The following is a 17,193-nucleotide window of genomic DNA, read 5'->3' on the forward strand; positions in this document are numbered from 1 at the left end:
CGTCAAGCGGGTGGGGGGCAAGCCCGAAGGGCGGATCGGATACGTAGGAGCCAGGCTTGCCGGCGAAGGCGTGTTTAAGAGCGCCTTCGCCGGCAAGCCTGGCTCCTACGAAAAGCCTCTTCTGTGGAGGATCAGGCGTTGGCAGGGCGCAGGGAGTAGGTTTTCAACTGGCCGGCGAAGTCACGCAGGGATTGAATCCCGCTGGCCTCGGCCTCGTGTACCCAATCCTTGATGGCAGCCAGCATGTCGTGACCATTTGAGCTGGTCTTGACCCAGATCTGTTGCAAGGCCAGGCGTTTCTCGTAAATTACCTTCAGCGCCTGGCTGTGCTCGAGCATGGTCTGGATGCGCATATGGTGCTTGTCGTCCAGCAGGCTGGTTTCCCGCGACAGCAAACGCTTGGCCCGGTGGAACTGATGACGGACCGAGTGATCGACCTTTTCCAGCTCTTGCTTGACCAGCGGCGCGATCACCAGCTTGCGGTACTGGGCCATGATCTGGAAGCGGTTGTTGAGGATCGCCATGGCGGTGTCCATGTCCAGGCTGCCTTTGCCTTCAACGCGGTGGGCGATGGGTGCAACCCGCTGGACCTTGGCCAGACGCAGGAAGCTGAAGACCTGGATCCAGGCCCAGCCGAGGTCGAATTCCCATTTCTTCACCGACAGTTTGGCGGAGTTAGGGTAGGTGTGATGGTTGTTATGCAGTTCTTCGCCGCCGATCAGGATGCCCCAAGGCACCAGATTGGTCGCCGCATCGCGGCATTCGAAGTTGCGGTAGCCGATGGCATGGCCCAGGCCATTGACCACGCCGGCGGCCCATACCGGGATCCACATCATCTGGATGGCCCAGATGGTGATGCCGATGGTGCCGAACAGTAGCAGGTCGATGACGCCCATGATTGCCACACCCAACAGCGGGAAGCGGCTGTAGAGGTTGCGTTCGATCCAGTCTTCGGGGCAGTTCTTGCCGTAGATGCGCAGGGTCTCGGGGTTTTCCGCTTCGGCGCGGTACAGCTCGGCGCCTTTGCGCAGAACGGTGGACAGCCCTTTGATGACCGGGCTGTGCGGGTCGTCGACGGTTTCGCATTTTGCGTGGTGTTTGCGGTGGATAGCTGTCCACTCGCGGGTGTTCTGCGCCGTGGTCAACCACAGCCAGAAGCGGAAGAAATGTTTCAGGCCGGCATTGAGCTCAAGCGAGCGATGGGCTGAATAGCGATGCAGATAAACCGTGACGCCGACGATCGTCACGTGGGTCATCAGTAGGGTGACAGCCACCAGTGACCAGGGCGATAAGCCAAGAAAACCTTCGTACCACATAGCCTATAGGACCCTCGATAAAGAAAAAAACAGCCGTTGCATTATCACTTAGCCCACAGATAAAACCAGTCGCCCTTTCAGATAAGAGTGGCTGGATGTGTCTTTAATCTATAATTCCAGCCTTTTTGTAGGGACATGGACGCTCTAATGTCAGCCACCTATCGCGATGCTTTGCGTGCAGCGCTGCTCTACCTGGTGCTTTCCGTAACCTGGCTCCAGTTTAGTGGTTATTTATTGAACAGGTTCTTCGATAATTCCACCGACCTGCTGCGCTGGCAGCTGATCAACGGTTATGCCTGCGTGGCGTTCAGTGCCGGGCTGATCTTCATTGCACGGGCACGATTGTTTCGCTGCCTGGGTGTCGGCGCCAAATTGCGCGAGCGCAATGCCGACCGGGAGCGTTTACGTCAGGCGGCAGCGGTGTTCGATTGCACCCGTGAAGGGGTGCTGGTCACTAATAGCAACGGGTTGATCGTCCATGTGAACCGGGCGTTCATGGAAATCACCGGCTACCAGCGCGAGGAAGTGCTGGGGCAGCGACCGAACATGTTCAAGTCGGGCCATCACCCGCCGGGTTTCTACCAAGCGATGTTCACGACACTCGACAGCCTCGGCGAGTGGAGCGGGGAAATCTGGAACCGTCGTAAAAGCGGCGAGATCTACCCGCAATGGCAGACGATCCGTCTCATTCGCGACGAGCAGGGGCGGCTCAGCCAGTACGTTGCGGTGTTTTCCGACATCAGCGCAATCAAGAACTCCGAACATGAATTGACGCATCTGGCCCATCACGATCCGTTGACCGATCTGCCAAATCGCCTTCTGCTAACCGACCGTGCCGGGCAGGCCGTGGCTTCGGCGCAGGTCCATAAGCGCGGTTGTGCGTTGCTGATGATCGACCTCGATCATTTCAAGTTGATCAATGACAGTCTCGGTCACAGTGTCGGTGACCAACTGCTCAAGGCTGTGGCTGAGCGTCTGAATGCCTTGTTCGGCCCGGGCAACACGCTGGCGCGGCTCAGCGGCGACGAATTTGCGGTATTGACTGAAAACTGCCCGCAACCGGGGCATGCCGCGGCGCTGGCTCAGCGAGTCATCGATGGCCTTAAAGAACCGTTCCAGATCGACGGGAATCCGCTATTTATCAACGCCAGCCTCGGCATCAGCCTGTTCCCCAGCGATGCCTTGAGTGCCGAGCAACTGTTGCGCAACGCCGATTCGGCGCTGTTCAAGGCCAAGAGCGCTGGGCGCAATGGCTATGCCCTCTACACTGAAGAATTGACTGCGCATGCCCAGCAGCGCGTCGAGATCGCGTTCCAACTGCGCCAGGCGCTGGAGCAGGAGCAATTGCGGGTTTATTACCAGCCCGTGCATGACCTCAAAACCCGTCGCCTGATCGGCGTCGAGGCGCTGGTGCGCTGGGAGCATCCGCAACGTGGGTTGGTGTCGCCGGCTGAATTCATCCCCATCGCCGAACGCACCGGGCTGATTGCCGAGATCGATGCCTGGATCATGCGTCAGGCCTGCCAGCAGATGTGCCAGTGGCAAGCGGCGGGCGTGGTGTTGTCGTTTGTCGCGGTGAACGTTTCTTCTCGCCTGTTTGCCCGCCGCGAGTTGTATCAGCAAGTGGCTCAGGTGCTGCACGACACGGGCCTGGCCCCGGCGTATCTGGAGCTGGAAGTCACCGAAAGCGCGGTGATGGAAGACCCGGAAGTGGCGCTGGAGCAGATGCATCGTTTACGCGAGTTGGGCGTGCGGCTGGCCATTGATGATTTCGGTACGGGCTATTCATCATTGCTGCGGCTCAAGCGTCTGCCGGTGCAGAAGCTCAAGATCGATCAGGGATTTGTCGCAGGGTTACCGAGTGATGAGGATGACGTGGCGATTGTGCGGGTGATTATTGCGCTGGCGCAGAGCATGGGGCTGCAAGTGCATGCCGAGGGGATCGAGCAGGTCGAGCAGGCGAGTTTCCTGCTCGAACACGACTGCGATTTGGGGCAGGGGTACTGGTTTGGGCGGCCAGTGCCGGCGGCATCATTGGATTGGGCTCGGGCGCCAGTGATTGGATGAGCGCCTGATCTGCTTTTTGTGGCGAGGGGGCTTGCCCCCGTTGGGTCGCGTAGCGGCCCCAAATTTTTGCGTCTGCTACGCAGCCGAACGGGGGCAAGCCCCCTCGCCACAGGGTTTTGTATGCCCTTGAAAGTAGTTGGTCCTCCGCAACCCCTTGCTCCATCAAATAATGCATTCTAGTTATATAAACATTCTTAAATAGTCTTTTTAAGAATATCTGCGCCTATCTACTATTGCTCTCACGCCGTAAGCAGTGCCCGCCACTGCCAGGCATATCTCATTAAGGAGCAGCACCATGAGCGCATCCCTACGTAGTGTTGACGGGCAGGACGAAGCCACCATTTTGCGTGAGATCCAGAGCGCCTTGCGCGATCTGCGCTTTGGCGCGGTGGAAATCACCGTGCATAACGCCCAGGTGGTTCAGATCGAACGTAAAGAGAAATTCCGTTTGCAGAGCCCGGGCAACAAGCCGAGCTGAAGCGAAAGATTGAAAGATTGGAAGATCGCAGCCTTCGGCAGCTCCTACGGGAGGCTGATGTAAAGGCTGCGATCTTCAAACAGGCAACCCGTTCCAGACCATAAGAAAAGCCAACACATCAAGAATTCCAGGAGCTTTCACCATGTCGTCGATTCGTCATTTTGCTTTGGCCGCCCTGGCCAGTGCCCTTTTTGCTGGTTCCGCGGTTGCCAAGGATTACGAGCTGCTCAACGTGTCGTATGACCCGACCCGTGAGCTGTACCAGGAGTACAACGCCGAGTTCATCAACTTCTGGAAAAAAGACCACGCTGGCGACAACGTGAAAATCCAGCAGTCCCACGGTGGTTCGGGCAAGCAGGGCCGGGCGGTGATCGACGGTCTGCGGGCCGACGTGGTGACCCTGGCCCTGGCCGGTGACATCGACGAAATCGCCAAGCTCGGCAAGAGCCTGCCGGCCGACTGGCAGAAGCGCCTTCCGGAAGCGAGCACGCCTTACACCTCGACCATCGTGTTCCTGGTGCGCAAGGGCAACCCGAAAGGCATCAAGGACTGGGGCGACCTGACAAAAAACGGCGTGGAAGTCATCACCCCGAATCCGAAAACCTCAGGCGGGGCGCGCTGGAACTTCCTCGCGGCCTGGGCTTATGGCCTGAAAGCCAACGGCGGTAACGAAGCCAAGGCCAAAGAGTACGTGCAGACCCTGTTCAAACACGTGCCTGTGCTGGACACCGGTGCTCGCGGCTCGACCATCACCTTCGTCAACAACGGTCAGGGCGACGTGTTGCTGGCCTGGGAAAACGAAGCCTTCCTGGCGTTGAAAGAAGACGGCGGCGCTGACAAATTCGACATCGTCGTGCCTTCGCTGTCGATCCTGGCCGAACCACCGGTGGCCGTGGTCGACAAGAACGCCGAGAAAAAGGGCAACACCGACATTGCTGAAGCGTATCTCAAGCACCTGTACAGCCCGGCCGGCCAGGAAATCGCGGCGAAAAACTTCTATCGTCCACGTGACAAAGAGGTGGCCGCCAAGTACGCCAAACAGTTCCCGACACTGGAGCTGGTGACCATCGACAAGGACTTCGGCGGCTGGAAAACCGCGCAACCGAAATTCTTCAATGACGGTGGCGTGTTCGACCAGATTTATCAGGCGCAGTAACCTGAAATAGATCAGCCAATGCGCATTCCATGTGGGAGCGGGCTTGCTCGCGAAGACAGCGGCACAGTCAACATTGATGTCGCCTGACACACCGCCTTCGCGAGCAAGCCCGCTCCCACAGGTTTAGCACTTAAGTGGCTGGCATTGGCTAACGGGCCCCGATTTCACCGTCGGGGCTTAGCGCGTTCTCAACCAAGGACTTTTATGTCGCGTCGTATCTCCCCCGTCATACCCGGCTTCGGGCTGACGCTGGGCTACACCTTGGTGTACCTCAGCTTGATTGTGCTCATTCCACTGGCGGCGATGTTCGTGCATGCCGCTCAACTGACCTGGGACCAGTTCTGGGCGATCATCTCGGCGCCACGGGTGCTGGCGGCGCTGAAGCTGAGCTTCGGCACCGCGCTCTATGCCGCGATCATCAACGGCATCATTGGCACGCTGCTGGCCTGGGTGCTGGTGCGCTACACGTTCCCGGGACGCAAAGTCATCGACGCGATGATCGACCTGCCCTTTGCTTTGCCCACTGCGGTGGCCGGTATCGCGCTGACCGCGCTGTACACCCCCACCGGCCTGGTGGGTCAGTTCGCGGCGGACCTGGGTTTCAAGATCGCCTACACCCCCCTCGGCATCACGCTGGCGCTGACTTTTGTGACGCTTCCATTCGTGGTACGTACGGTACAGCCTGTACTGGCCGATATTCCCCGTGAAGTGGAGGAGGCGGCGGCTTGTCTCGGGGCAAAACCGTTGCAGGTTTTCCGTCATATCCTGATGCCCGCGCTGTTGCCAGCCTGGCTGACCGGTTTCGCCTTGGCCTTTGCCCGTGGGGTCGGCGAGTACGGTTCTGTGATTTTCATCGCCGGCAACATGCCGATGAAAACCGAGATTCTGCCGCTGCTGATCATGGTCAAGCTCGACCAGTACGATTACACCGGCGCCACCTCCATTGGTGTACTGATGCTGGTGGTTTCCTTTGTCCTGTTGCTGCTGATCAACTTGCTGCAGCGGCGCATCGAAACCCCATAAGGAGGCGCAAAAATGTCCCAATCGTCTATTGCAGCAGCCTCCTCGAACGCCGCCCGCCGTGGCAGTGCCACGTCGCGGCGAGTCTTGATCGGCCTCGGCTGGCTGATCTTCGCGCTGTTTTTGTTATTGCCATTGTTCATCGTGGTGTCCCAGGGCCTGAAGCTGGGCCTGGGTGCGTTCTTCACCGCGATCTTCGAGCCGGACGCCTTGTCGGCGTTGAAACTCACCGTGATTGCGGTGCTGATCTCGGTGCCGCTGAACCTGGTGTTCGGTGTCAGCGCGGCGTGGTGCGTGAGCAAATACTCGTTCCGCGGCAAGAGCATGCTGGTGACGCTGATCGACTTGCCGTTCTCGGTGTCGCCGGTGATCGCCGGTCTGGTCTATGTATTGATGTTCGGTGCTCAGGGCCTGTTCGGCCCGTGGTTGCAAGATCACGACATCCAGATCGTGTTCGCCTTGCCGGGCATTGTGTTAGCGACGATTTTCGTCACCGTGCCGTTCGTGGCCCGTGAGCTGATCCCGCTGATGCAGGAACAAGGCACTCAGGAGGAAGAGGCCGCGCGCCTGCTCGGTGCCAATGGCTGGCAGATGTTCTGGCACGTCACCGTTCCCAATATCAAATGGGGCCTGATCTATGGCGTGGTGCTCTGCACTGCGCGAGCGATGGGGGAGTTCGGTGCGGTGTCGGTGGTTTCCGGGCACATTCGTGGGGTGACCAACACCCTGCCGCTGCACGTCGAGATTCTCTACAACGAATACAACCACGTGGCCGCGTTCGCCGTGGCGAGCCTGTTGCTGATCCTGGCGCTCTTCATCCTGCTGCTCAAGCAGTGGAGCGAAAACCGTATTAACCGCCTGCGCGCCAGCGCCGCGGAGGAATAAGTCATGTCGATCGAAGTGCGTAACGTCAGCAAAAACTTCCACGCGTTCAAGGCGCTGGACAACATCAGCCTGGACATTCAAAGCGGCGAGCTGGTGGCGTTGCTGGGGCCGTCAGGCTGCGGCAAGACCACGTTGCTGCGAATCATCGCCGGCCTGGAAACCCCGGATCAGGGCAACATCGTGTTCCACGGTGAAGACGTCTCCGGCCACGACGTGCGTGATCGCAATGTCGGTTTCGTGTTCCAGCACTACGCTCTGTTCCGGCACATGACGGTGTTCGACAACGTCGCGTTCGGCCTGCGCATGAAGCCGAAAAACCAACGCCCGAGCGAGAGCCAGATCGCGGTTAAAGTCCACGAACTGCTGAACATGGTGCAACTGGATTGGTTGGCCGATCGTTACCCGGAACAACTCTCCGGCGGCCAGCGTCAGCGCATCGCATTGGCCCGTGCCTTGGCGGTGGAACCGAAAGTTTTGCTGCTCGACGAACCCTTCGGTGCACTGGATGCCAAGGTCCGTAAAGAGCTGCGTCGCTGGCTTGCACGGCTGCACGAAGACATCAACCTGACCTCGGTGTTCGTGACCCACGACCAGGAAGAGGCGATGGAAGTCGCCGACCGTATCGTGGTGATGAACAAGGGTGTGATCGAGCAGATCGGCTCACCGGGTGACGTCTACGAAAACCCGGCCAGCGATTTCGTCTATCACTTCCTTGGCGACTCGAACCGTCTGCATTTGGGCGAAGACCGGCACGTGCTGTTCCGTCCACACGAAGTGTCGCTGTCGCGGCATGAGCTGGAAGACCACCACGCGGCTGAAGTGCGCGATATTCGTCCGCTGGGCGCGACTACGCGGGTGACACTGAAGGTCGAAGGCCAGAGCGAGTTGATCGAGGCTGAAGTGGTGAAAGACCACGACAGCCTGGTCGGATTGGCCAAGGGTGAGACGTTGTTCTTCAAGCCCAAGGTCTGGCAGAAAGTCGCCAACCTTTAAAAGCAAAAGCTTCGCGAGCAAGCCCGCTCCCACAGTGGATCTGCGTTGAACACACATCTGTGGCCAACCCAAAACCCTGTGGGAGCGGGCTTGCTCGCGAAAGCGATCTACGCCGCAGCACCTTTCTGACGCAAACGCACACCACCCACTCGCGCCTCGATCTGCTCTTTAAGCTCACGCCGCATCCCGAGCAAAAACGCCAACTCAACCACCACGAACAGCGGCCCGACAATCAATCCCGTCACGTCATCGACAAACGCCGGTTTGCGCCCTTCGTAATGATGTCCGACAAACTGAATCGCCCACCCCACCACAAACATCCCGATGCCGCTTGCCAGCCAGACCAGCGTACTTTGCTGCGCGAGAACCTGTCCCGCCCAAATGCACAGACCGAGCAACACGGTCATCAACACCCCAAGACGCACCTCCAGGCGCAAGTAAAACCACGCCGATGCCATCGCGACCAGCACCGCCGGCGAAATCCAGCCTGCGCCCCATTGCGGCCGCGACAGCAACACCGCAACCGCCACTACAATCAGCGGGATACCGATAAAGTGGCTGGCAATATTGCGCGGGTCACGGTGGTAGGCGGCGTATTGACTGAGATGGTCAACGAGGCTTTTCATTGTTATTCCTCCTGTAGGGTGATGGATGATGCCCCGGGTTTCATCTTTCGCTCTGTCAGCCAGGCGACAATCTCCAGGAGTTTTCATGGACATGCAGGTTTGGCGTTCGCGCCTGGATACGGGGCAGTGGTTCAGTCATTTACCTGTTCCTTTACAGGATAGTCTGCTGGCTGCCGCCCGGGTTCGGCGCCTGCCGTCGGGGCAACTGCTATTCAAACGCGGTGATCCGCCATGCGGGCTGTATGCAGTACTTGAAGGGGCGGTGCGCATTGGCGCGGTGAGCGAGCAGGGCAAGGAAGCACTGCTGAGCCTGGTGGAGTCGCCACACTGGTTCGGCGAAATCTGCCTGTTCGATGGCCAGCCGCGAACCCACGATGCCTACGCCGTTGGCCAGTGCATCCTGTTGCACATTCCGCAGGCGACGCTGCTGAAGGTGCTCGACCAACAACCGGTTTACTGGCGGCAACTGGCGTTGCTGATGAGCCACAAACTGCGCCTGACCTTCATCAACCTCGAACAGCTGAGCCTGATGCCTGCCCCGGCACGCTTGGCTCATCGCTTGCTGATGATCGCCGAGGGTTACGGTGAAATCGACCCGCCGCGCCGTGTTCTACAACTGCCTCAGGAGCAACTGGCATCGATGCTGTCGCTGTCGCGCCAGACCACCAATCAGCTCCTCAAGGATTTGCAGGGGCAAGGGGTTGTGGATCTCAAGTATGGCGAGATCGAGATTCTGGATGCCGAGCGGTTGCGGGCGTTGGCGATGATTTGACGTGCACCTGTAGGCGCTGCGAAGACTGCGATCTTTTGAAATCACCACGGTATTGATGGGCTTTATCCGCGAACGCGCCTAGCCTGTGACGACGACAATCGAGGTGTGCCATGCGTGTGTTGCTAGTGGAAGACGAACCCGAGACCGCCAGCCTTCTGGCCAAAGGCTTGAGCGAAGCGAGTTACACGGTGGATGTGGCGCTCAATGGCATGGACGGCCGGCGCTTTATCGAGTCCGGTGAGTACGAACTGATCATCCTCGACGTGATGCTGCCGGGACTCAACGGCTGGCAGTTGCTGCAACAGATCCGCAAGCTCGGCGACACGCCGGTGCTGCTCCTCACCACCAAGGACGGCATTGAGGATCGACTGCGCGGGCTGGAGTTGCATGAGGATGATTACCTGCTCAAGCCGTTTGCCGTCAGTGAGCTGGTGAAACGGGTGCGCAAGTTGTTGCGGCGTGATCGGGGGCGTTGAGAGCGAGACTGGCCAAGAAATGAGCTAGACTTCGGCCTAGTTATGCATTAAATACGATGCATGTATGTGCTATTAGTCAATTTTGCACTGTATACGATGCGAGCGACTCGAATGGAAAACCTTGGGAAACTGATCAAAATACTGCGCAAAGAGCGAAAGATGTCTCAACAGGATCTGGCAAAGCAGTACGGAATGAGCCGTGCCACGATTTCTGGTATCGAGAACAACACCGTCTCTGAAATCGGTATCCGCAAGGTTGAAGCGATCTTGAACGGCTTTGGATACGAACTGACTGCTGTACCCAGGCAGTCGAAGCGTCCGACGCTGGATACCCTGAAAAAGGTGAACTTCCATGGCTGAGGGGCGTGTTGTGGACAGGCTGCACGTCAGTGTTTCCGGCACCATGGTAGGGGCCTTGGGCCGCGGACAGTCAGGTGTCGATTCAGTATTCACCTATGCGCAAGACGCATTAGAGGAAAATGCCGTCTCGCTGACTATGCCCGCTCGCCTTGAGAGCTACACCTGGGAGCGAGGTGTACCGCCGGTTTTTGAAATGAATCTGCCAGAAGGTCCTCTGCGCGATGAATTGGTTCGGCGCTTCAGCAAAGCGGTGCGAGGATTCGACGACTTCGCAATGCTGGCGATCGTTGGTCCGCATCAGCTGGGACGCGTGGGAATCGCAAATACGCTAAGTGCTAACGAGCCGCCCCCCGAAACCAGCCTTGCGGATCTTCTGGTTCATGATGGTGCTCAAGGGCTGTTCGATGACCTGTTGCACACCTATGGTCAGTACTCAGGCGTTTCGGGGGTTCAGCCAAAGGTGCTTGTGCGCGACAGTGCGACAATCATTGACCGCCTGACCCATCGAGGGGCAACGCATCTGGTCAAGTCCTTCCGTGCAGAGGAATACCCGGAGCTGGCCGCCAACGAGTACTTCTGCATGCGAGCCGCACTCCATTCGGGGCTTGAGGTGCCGAAGTTCGAACTCAGCGAACGGGGTAAATTTCTGATCGTCGAGCGCTTCGATCTGAATGACAAAGGCTATCTGGGTTTTGAGGATTTCTGCGTACTCAATGCCTGGCCTTCGAAGGCCAAATACGACGGTTCGTACGAAGGTGCTGCCAGGCAAATCAAGGAATTTGTCTCCCCGTCATTACTCAACCAGGCGCTTGAGTCTTTTTTCAAAATCGTTGCTCTTTCGTCCGGTTTGAAGAACGGCGATGCTCATCTCAAGAACTTCGGTGTGCTGTATGAACATTGTGGCGCTGATGCGCAAATCGGTTTGGCTCCGGCCTATGACATTGTTACGACTTCGGTCTACATCAAGGCCGACAGCATGGCGTTGCTGTTAGGCGGATCGAAGGCGTGGCCCAAGTACAAAATGCTGATGCGTTTTGGTCGGTCGGCCTGCAACCTGACAGAAGGGCGCTGCAATGAGCTGCTGCAACAGGTTGCTCACGGGATGGAAGTGGCGATGGGGGAGATGGCTCACTACATCAGGGCCAATAGCAGTTTTGCCGAGGTTGGCGATGCGATGATGGATCAGTGGAAATCAGGCCAAGCGCGCAGTCTGGTTAAAGGTTGAAATATGTGTGGCGTTGCGACGGATGCCTTCGCGGGCTGATCCCGTAGGAGCGAGGCTTGCCCGCGAAGAGGCCGGAAAACTCAAAACACCTCTAGGATCTGTCACTGCAACCCATCCCGAAACTGCCCCGGCGTCATTCCGGTCCAGCGTTTAAACGCGCGGCTGAAGCTGCTGGTGTCGGCGAATCCCAGCAGATAACTGATTTCGCCCAACGAGCACAGTGGGTCGCGCAGATGCAGCAGCGCCAGGTTCTCCCGGCTTTCATTGAGCAGCGTATCGAACCGACAACCTTCATCCGCCAAGTGCCGTTGCAGGCTGCGCAGACTCAAGTGCAGCGCCTGGGCGATGCGATCGGCCGACGGTTCGCCTTCGGGTAATTGCTCTTCAATGGCGTCACGAACCTTGCGCTCCCAGGTCAGGGGTTTGAGTTGCGCCAGGGTGCGTTTGAGCACGGTTTCGTTGTGTTCGGCCAGTTCCGGGTTGGCATCGTCCAGGTGACTGTCGAAATCCACCAGGGCGAATTCCAGTCGGTCTTCATCGGCGTTGAAATACACCGGCGAGCGGAACACTTTGTGCCATTGGTGCGGGTCGGCTGGTTCCGGACGGCGCAGATAAACCGCCAGCGGGGCGTAGTCACGGCCCAGGCGATTGCGGCAGGTGCGCACGTAAATCGCCGCGAAGGCGTCGATGGCCTCGAAGGCTGGCGCGGGGTTGCCTGGGGGGATTTTCAGGCGGAAGTAGTAGCGATCCTCGGCGCGGGTCAGTTCCAGATCCAGCGCGTCGCTGACCACCTGGTGATAACGCACGATGCGCTCGAAGACTTCCCGCAGGCTGCCACTGGCCACCAACGCATAACCCAACGCATGAAAGGTGGTGGGGCTGACGAAACGCGACACCCGCAAGCCAATCGCCGGGTCACCGCTGACCTGAACCGCGATGTGCCACAGGCGCGTGGTGCCGGACAACGGGTAACGGGCGTTCGGGTCGTCCATCAACTGCGGGTCGAGCCCCGCCTGTTGGCACAGGGTAGTGCTGTCGAGCCCCAGCGCTTCGAGCTGCTTGCGCAGTGCGCGGGTCCAGCTGGCGAGGGAGGTCGGTTCAGTCATATTGAATGGCGCGTCCGGTCAACAGGTTGGCGTTCACGGCTACCGCTCCGTACAGCATCGCAAGGCAGGATGCGAACATCAATAACCAGAGGATGGAAGCATGGACGGTATTTGTGCAAGTCCCCAGCGACTGAATGCAGCACAGCGAGCAGCGCATATTCGCCAGGTGGTATTGGCCAAAGGCGTCGAACTGCGCCAGCGCTACCCGATTCTCAACCATCAGGACGCCCTGGGCGCGGGCATTCTGGCCTTCGCGTTGGCCGGGATGATCGGTTCCGCAGCGCTGTACATCACCGGGTACATGGCCTGGTGGGTATGCCTGTTGCTCAACGCGTTTTTCGCCTCGCTGACCCATGAGCTGGAGCATGACCTGATCCACAGCATGTACTTCCGCAAACAGCGCGTGCCGCACAACCTGATGATGGGCCTGGTGTGGTTGGCGCGACCGAGCACCATCAATCCCTGGATCCGCCGTCATTTGCACCTCAACCACCATAAGGTGTCCGGCACCGAAGCCGACATGGAAGAGCGGGCGATCACCAACGGTGAGCCGTGGGGAATCGCGCGGCTATTGATGGTCGGCGACAACGTGATGTCGGCGTTCATCCGCATGCTGCGAGCCAAGACCCGGGCGCACAAGTTCAGCATCATCAAGCGTTTTCTGAAGGTTTACGCACCGCTGGCGCTGGTGCATTGGGGAGCGTGGTACGTGTTCCTCGGTTTTCACTCCGCCAACGGCATCGCGCATCTGCTGGGGGCGCCCATCGAATGGTCGGCGACTACTTTGGCGGTGATGCCGGTGATCGACATCGCGGCCGTCGTGATCATCGGCCCGAATGTGTTGCGCACGTTCTGCCTGCATTTTGTCAGCTCGAACATGCACTACTACGGTGACGTGGAGCCGGGGAATGTGATTCAGCAGACTCAGGTGCTGAACCCTTGGTGGATGTGGCCGTTGCAAGCATTCTGCTTCAACTTCGGCAGCAGCCACGGGATCCATCATTTTGTGGTGAAAGAGCCGTTTTACATCCGCCAGATGACCGTCCCGGTGGCGCATGAAGTGATGCGCGAGATGGGGGTGCGGTTCAATGATTTCGGGACGTTCGGGCGGGCGAACCGGTTTGTGCGCAAGGACACCGCCGAGATGCAAGAGGTGCGTGCCGCTCAGGTTTGATGAGGTAACCGGAAACTCAAATGCTGGTCATCAATTTGACCCAAAGGGACGATACGGTGTGACGCAAGCAGCGATTCGAATATGCGATTCAGGCCTATTAAAGTAATTAAATATTCCTTTATCGGATAACCGTTTCAGCCAATTATCGCGTCACAGCGATGTTGATCAGCGCTAACAGATTTCGAGTTTCCGGGGCCGTCTCCTTGGCAGGGTGCGGCCCCTTTTTTATCCCGGATAAAGTGCCAGTCAGTGAACCCTGTGGGAGCGGGCTTGCTCGCGAAGGCGTCGTGTCAGTCAATATCAATATCAACTGACAGACCGCCTTCGCGAGCAAGCCCGCTCCCACATTTGATCGTGTTGTATATTCGATATAGGTCTTAATAAATAGCTTCTTATTCCTTAACGAATATAACTCTCCTCCCTATACTCGGTCACGAACAGACACGCAGCAGGAGAGCTCCCCCATGCGCAACGAATCAATTCGCTACCTGATTGTGCCGGGCTGGCAAGGATCGCCAGAAGATCATTGGCAAACCCATTGGCAGAACAGCCTGCCAAACAGTGCGCGGGTGGAGCAGGCCGACTGGCTGACGCCTCGTCGTGAGGACTGGGTTGCGGCACTGGCCGAGGCGATTGCCGCCGACAGCACGCCAGTGATTCTGATCGCTCACAGCCTGGGCTGTATCACCGTTGCCCATTGGGCGGCCACGGCGCCACTGAATTTTCTGCGTCAGGTGCGCGGCGCCTTGCTGGTCGCGCCGGCGGACGTCGAACGCCCGGCCTGCGCACCGGCCTTGCGCAACTTCGCACCGATTCCGACAACGTTGCTGCCGTTCCCGAGCCAGGTTGTCAGCTCCGACAACGACAGTGCCGTGAGTGCGCCACGAGCGCTTGAGCTGGCACGTAACTGGGGCGCCGAGGCGGGGATTTTATCGGGGGCCGGGCACATCAACGTGAAGTCCGGTCACCAGCGTTGGGAGCAGGGTTTTGCGTACCTCTATCGTCTGCAAAACCGCATGGAGCAACACGCCCTGCGTCGCGCTTGAACCCTTTATTTTTTTAAGAAAACGCCCCCGCCTCCCGGCGGTTTTGGGGCGGGAGTCTGCCATGAGCTTGCATGAAACCTTCGGTCAGCCGCTGCTGACCTTTCCTGATGCGGAAAAAAGCCCGCTGAGCATTCGTGCCAAGGCGTTGGTGTTCGTCGATCCGCGTTCACGGCAGTTGCGCCAGGAGCTGGAACAACTGGCGCCACGTTCGATCTCGGTATTGATCCGCGGTGAAACCGGCAGCGGTAAAGAACTGCTGGCGCGGCACATCCATCGCGCCAGTGACCGTGGTGGATTGTTCGTGTCAGTCAATTGCGGGGCGATCAGCCCGACCTACGCCGACGCAGAACTGTTCGGCTATGCCGCCGGCAGTTACAGCGGTTCGGCCAGCAGTCGTGCGGGATGGTTCGGTTCGGCCAATGGCGGCACGCTCTATCTGGACGAAATCGGCGACTTGCCGTTGCCAATTCAGATCAAGTTGCTCGCAGCCCTGGAAAACCACGAAGTCACTCGCGTTGGCGCTCAGCAGCCAAGCCCGGTGGACGTACGTCTGGTGGCCGCCACCAGCATCGATCTGGGTCAGGCCGTGGCTGCCGGAAAATTCCATGAACGGCTTTATCACTACCTCAGCGAAGGCCAGCTCGAACTGCCGGCCTTGCGCGAACGGGTGGGTGATATTTTGTCGCTGGCCGAATACTTCCTCGGCATCTACAGCCAACGCCTCGATCTGCCGGTGCCATTGATCAGCGACGCCGCACAGCATCTGCTGGAGCAGCACAGTTGGCCGGGCAACACCCGGGAGCTGGAGAACGTCATCCACTTTGCGTTGTTGGTGAGTACCGGCGATGAGATTTTGCCGGAGCATTTGAATTTGCCCGAGGCATCGGTATCGCTGCTTCAGATCGAACAGCAACTCAAAAAAATCCTCGGCAACGGTTCCGCCGCCGAGAAAGAGGCCTTGAAACAACTGCTCAAAGCCACCGAGCTTCTGTAGGAGTGAAGCTTGCTCGCGAAGCCGGCGACTCGGTCTGTCCGGGAGGACGCCTTCGCGGGCAAGCCTCGCTCCTACAGAGGTCATGTTCCGGGCTTTTTGTAGGAGCGAAGCTTGCTCGCGAAGCCGGCGACTCGGTCTGTTCGGGAGGACGCCTTCGCGGGTAAGCCTCGCTCCTACAGGGTTTTGGGCGAGTTGGATCTGTATGAACAAAATGGAATATGAAAGTGAATAAAAGATATTGTTCGGGAATAAAAAATCCCGGTATTGTCCGCGTCACGCCAGCGATAGCACTTCACTGGCACTTAACAAAAACCACCTGACTGTTTAGCCGTCGTCGATGATGGCCGCGAATTTCGATAAGGACACTGCATGAAAAAGGTTCTGTTGTTTACCGCATTGGCGGCTGCCCTGACCGCGGGCCTGGCCCAGGCTGGCGAGAAACTGGTGGTGGCGGCGACCCCGATTCCACATGCCGAGATCCTTGAACTGATCAAGCCGACCCTCGCCAAAGAAGGCGTGGACCTGGAGATCAAAGTCTTCACCGACTACGTTCAGCCGAATGTGCAGGTCGACCAGAAGCGTCTGGACGCCAACTACTTCCAGACCCTGCCGTACCTGAAAAACTTCAACGAAGGCAAAGGCACTAACCTGGTGACCGTGATCGGCGTGCATGTCGAACCATTCGGCGGCTACTCGAAAAAAGTCAAAAGCCTGGCTGAGCTGAAAGACGGCGCAACCATCGCCATCCCCAACGAAGGCAGCAACAGCGGCCGCGCCCTGATCCTGCTGCAGAAGGCTGGCCTGATCGAGTTGAAAGACCCGAAAAACGCTGTGGCCACACCGAAAGACATCGCCAAGAACCCGCACAACTTCAAGTTCAAGGAACTGGAATCGGCCATGCTGCCGCGTGTTCTGGACCAGGTCGACCTGGACATGATCAACACCAACTACGCGCTGGACGCGGGTCTGAACCCGGCTAAAGATGCACTGGTGATCGAAGGTGCCGATTCGCCTTACGTGAACTTCCTGGTGGCGCGTCCAGACAACAAGGACAGCGTCGCCATCCAGAAACTGGCCAAGGCCCTGACCAGCCCGGAAGTGAAGGCATTCATCGCCAAGAAGTACAGCGGCGCGGTGCTGCCGGCGTTCTGATTGACCGCCGTATCAAACCTTTTCAAGGTTTCAACGCCGACGGCTGATACAGCGTCGGCGTTTTTTATTACGCCAAGATCAAAAGATCGCAGCCTCGTTTCACTCGACAGCTCCTACATTGAAATGCGTATCCCTGTAGGAGCTGTCGAGTGAAACGAGGCTGCGATCTTTTGCTTTAAAGTTTCAGGCCGCCCGCGCCTTCAGCGCCTTGCGCAACGCCATCAGCAATTTCACGATGTCTTGCGGATCCAGCCGCTGCGGCACGTTTACGTCAGCCATTTTCCCTTCCTTGTGATGGTTCGGCCCTGAGTCTGGCCAAAAGCTGTGCGTCCTTGGAGGGCTGTCTT

At 58.3% G+C, this 17,193-nt stretch carries 17 protein-coding genes; 14 read left to right on the forward strand and 3 right to left on the reverse strand.

The genetic code is table 11. From position 1 onward, the window contains the following. Positions 1-131 precede the first annotated feature (131 nt). The gene (gene desA / locus ACIPLA_RS04625; protein ID WP_063341922.1) at positions 132-1,316 is read right to left on the reverse strand and encodes a delta-9 fatty acid desaturase DesA; all 1,185 of its coding nucleotides are present in this window, start codon (positions 1,314-1,316) and stop codon (positions 132-134) included. A gap of 147 nt (positions 1,317-1,463) precedes the next feature. Between desA and dibA the strand changes: the two genes are divergently transcribed. From dibA to ACIPLA_RS04655, 6 genes are all read left to right on the forward strand, one after another. Continuing rightward, positions 1,464-3,383, forward strand: a complete 1,920-nt coding sequence (dibA, locus tag ACIPLA_RS04630; RefSeq protein WP_401171869.1) for a phosphodiesterase DibA — start codon at positions 1,464-1,466, stop codon at positions 3,381-3,383. A 295-nt stretch (positions 3,384-3,678) separates the two neighbouring features. Continuing rightward, complete coding sequence (gene oscA / locus ACIPLA_RS04635) at positions 3,679-3,861, forward strand: sulfur starvation response protein OscA (protein ID WP_007899630.1); 183 nt, start codon at positions 3,679-3,681, stop codon at positions 3,859-3,861. A 142-nt stretch (positions 3,862-4,003) separates the two neighbouring features. After that, positions 4,004-5,017, forward strand: a complete 1,014-nt coding sequence (locus ACIPLA_RS04640; RefSeq protein WP_007899632.1) for a sulfate ABC transporter substrate-binding protein — start codon at positions 4,004-4,006, stop codon at positions 5,015-5,017. A gap of 204 nt (positions 5,018-5,221) precedes the next feature. Next, positions 5,222-6,040, forward strand: coding sequence for a sulfate ABC transporter permease subunit CysT (cysT, locus tag ACIPLA_RS04645; RefSeq protein ID WP_123498267.1), 819 nt, complete (start codon positions 5,222-5,224; stop codon positions 6,038-6,040). 12 nt (positions 6,041-6,052) lie between these two features. After that, positions 6,053-6,922: a sulfate ABC transporter permease subunit CysW gene (cysW, locus tag ACIPLA_RS04650; RefSeq protein ID WP_008068643.1), complete on the forward strand. Its 870-nt coding sequence runs from the start codon at positions 6,053-6,055 to the stop codon at positions 6,920-6,922. A 3-nt stretch (positions 6,923-6,925) separates the two neighbouring features. Next, positions 6,926-7,915, forward strand: coding sequence for a sulfate/molybdate ABC transporter ATP-binding protein (locus ACIPLA_RS04655; protein ID WP_218396820.1), 990 nt, complete (start codon positions 6,926-6,928; stop codon positions 7,913-7,915). A 107-nt stretch (positions 7,916-8,022) separates the two neighbouring features. On the opposite strand, the gene ACIPLA_RS04660 is transcribed toward ACIPLA_RS04655, so the two are convergent. Beyond that, on the reverse strand, positions 8,023-8,541 hold the full coding sequence (locus ACIPLA_RS04660; protein ID WP_192346502.1) for a DUF962 domain-containing protein: 519 nt from the start codon (positions 8,539-8,541) through the stop codon (positions 8,023-8,025). 85 nt (positions 8,542-8,626) lie between these two features. Here ACIPLA_RS04660 and ACIPLA_RS04665 point away from each other — a divergent pair, with 85 nt between their 5' ends. The 4 genes from ACIPLA_RS04665 (at position 8,627) to ACIPLA_RS04680 (ending at position 11,374) form a co-directional block, all read left to right on the forward strand. Beyond that, complete coding sequence (locus ACIPLA_RS04665; RefSeq protein WP_401171876.1) at positions 8,627-9,313, forward strand: Crp/Fnr family transcriptional regulator; 687 nt, start codon at positions 8,627-8,629, stop codon at positions 9,311-9,313. Between the two features lie 110 nt (positions 9,314-9,423). After that, complete coding sequence (locus ACIPLA_RS04670) at positions 9,424-9,789, forward strand: response regulator (RefSeq protein WP_218396824.1); 366 nt, start codon at positions 9,424-9,426, stop codon at positions 9,787-9,789. Between the two features lie 111 nt (positions 9,790-9,900). Next, a complete protein-coding gene (locus ACIPLA_RS04675; protein WP_218396826.1) occupies positions 9,901-10,149 on the forward strand; it encodes a helix-turn-helix domain-containing protein in 249 nt (82 codons plus the stop codon). Then, positions 10,142-11,374, forward strand: coding sequence for a type II toxin-antitoxin system HipA family toxin (locus ACIPLA_RS04680; protein WP_401171881.1), 1,233 nt, complete (start codon positions 10,142-10,144; stop codon positions 11,372-11,374). The genes ACIPLA_RS04675 and ACIPLA_RS04680 overlap by 8 nt, the downstream gene beginning before the upstream one ends. 101 nt (positions 11,375-11,475) lie before the next feature. Here ACIPLA_RS04680 and ACIPLA_RS04685 read toward each other — a convergent pair whose 3' ends face one another. Then, on the reverse strand, positions 11,476-12,480 hold the full coding sequence (locus tag ACIPLA_RS04685) for an AraC family transcriptional regulator (RefSeq protein WP_218396832.1): 1,005 nt from the start codon (positions 12,478-12,480) through the stop codon (positions 11,476-11,478). Positions 12,481-12,580: 100 nt separating this feature from the next. Here ACIPLA_RS04685 and ACIPLA_RS04690 point away from each other — a divergent pair, with 100 nt between their 5' ends. From ACIPLA_RS04690 to ACIPLA_RS04705, 4 genes are all read left to right on the forward strand, one after another. Continuing rightward, the gene (locus tag ACIPLA_RS04690) at positions 12,581-13,654 is read left to right on the forward strand and encodes a fatty acid desaturase (RefSeq protein WP_218396834.1); all 1,074 of its coding nucleotides are present in this window, start codon (positions 12,581-12,583) and stop codon (positions 13,652-13,654) included. A gap of 464 nt (positions 13,655-14,118) precedes the next feature. After that, positions 14,119-14,700, forward strand: coding sequence for an alpha/beta hydrolase (locus ACIPLA_RS04695; RefSeq protein WP_123498283.1), 582 nt, complete (start codon positions 14,119-14,121; stop codon positions 14,698-14,700). Positions 14,701-14,761: 61 nt separating this feature from the next. Beyond that, positions 14,762-15,694, forward strand: a complete 933-nt coding sequence (locus tag ACIPLA_RS04700) for a sigma 54-interacting transcriptional regulator (RefSeq protein WP_218396839.1) — start codon at positions 14,762-14,764, stop codon at positions 15,692-15,694. A gap of 369 nt (positions 15,695-16,063) precedes the next feature. Continuing rightward, a complete protein-coding gene (locus ACIPLA_RS04705) occupies positions 16,064-16,846 on the forward strand; it encodes a MetQ/NlpA family ABC transporter substrate-binding protein (protein ID WP_008009603.1) in 783 nt (260 codons plus the stop codon). Positions 16,847-17,193: the final 347 nt, after the last annotated feature.

Origin of the sequence: Pseudomonas sp. NPDC086112 (assembly GCF_044746425.1) — a bacterium.
Lineage (GTDB): Bacteria > Pseudomonadota > Gammaproteobacteria > Pseudomonadales > Pseudomonadaceae > Aquipseudomonas.

What these genes read in the sequence shown, in the direction of transcription:
- ACIPLA_RS04705 (WP_008009603.1), top strand. Translation starts at nt 16,064, where the DNA reads ATGAAAAAGGTTCTGTTGTTTACCGCATTGGCGGCTGCCCTGACCGCG.
- ACIPLA_RS04660 (WP_192346502.1), bottom strand. Translation starts at nt 8,541, where the DNA reads ATGAAAAGCCTCGTTGACCATCTCAGTCAATACGCCGCCTACCACCGT.
- ACIPLA_RS04655 (WP_218396820.1), top strand. Translation starts at nt 6,926, where the DNA reads ATGTCGATCGAAGTGCGTAACGTCAGCAAAAACTTCCACGCGTTCAAG.
- ACIPLA_RS04685 (WP_218396832.1), bottom strand. Translation starts at nt 12,480, where the DNA reads ATGACTGAACCGACCTCCCTCGCCAGCTGGACCCGCGCACTGCGCAAG.
- ACIPLA_RS04640 (WP_007899632.1), top strand. Translation starts at nt 4,004, where the DNA reads ATGTCGTCGATTCGTCATTTTGCTTTGGCCGCCCTGGCCAGTGCCCTT.
- dibA (WP_401171869.1), top strand. Translation starts at nt 1,464, where the DNA reads ATGTCAGCCACCTATCGCGATGCTTTGCGTGCAGCGCTGCTCTACCTG.
- ACIPLA_RS04690 (WP_218396834.1), top strand. Translation starts at nt 12,581, where the DNA reads ATGGACGGTATTTGTGCAAGTCCCCAGCGACTGAATGCAGCACAGCGA.
- desA (WP_063341922.1), bottom strand. Translation starts at nt 1,316, where the DNA reads ATGTGGTACGAAGGTTTTCTTGGCTTATCGCCCTGGTCACTGGTGGCT.
- cysT (WP_123498267.1), top strand. Translation starts at nt 5,222, where the DNA reads ATGTCGCGTCGTATCTCCCCCGTCATACCCGGCTTCGGGCTGACGCTG.
- ACIPLA_RS04700 (WP_218396839.1), top strand. Translation starts at nt 14,762, where the DNA reads ATGAGCTTGCATGAAACCTTCGGTCAGCCGCTGCTGACCTTTCCTGAT.
- cysW (WP_008068643.1), top strand. Translation starts at nt 6,053, where the DNA reads ATGTCCCAATCGTCTATTGCAGCAGCCTCCTCGAACGCCGCCCGCCGT.
- ACIPLA_RS04695 (WP_123498283.1), top strand. Translation starts at nt 14,119, where the DNA reads ATGCGCAACGAATCAATTCGCTACCTGATTGTGCCGGGCTGGCAAGGA.
- ACIPLA_RS04680 (WP_401171881.1), top strand. Translation starts at nt 10,142, where the DNA reads ATGGCTGAGGGGCGTGTTGTGGACAGGCTGCACGTCAGTGTTTCCGGC.
- ACIPLA_RS04670 (WP_218396824.1), top strand. Translation starts at nt 9,424, where the DNA reads ATGCGTGTGTTGCTAGTGGAAGACGAACCCGAGACCGCCAGCCTTCTG.
- oscA (WP_007899630.1), top strand. Translation starts at nt 3,679, where the DNA reads ATGAGCGCATCCCTACGTAGTGTTGACGGGCAGGACGAAGCCACCATT.
- ACIPLA_RS04675 (WP_218396826.1), top strand. Translation starts at nt 9,901, where the DNA reads ATGGAAAACCTTGGGAAACTGATCAAAATACTGCGCAAAGAGCGAAAG.
- ACIPLA_RS04665 (WP_401171876.1), top strand. Translation starts at nt 8,627, where the DNA reads ATGGACATGCAGGTTTGGCGTTCGCGCCTGGATACGGGGCAGTGGTTC.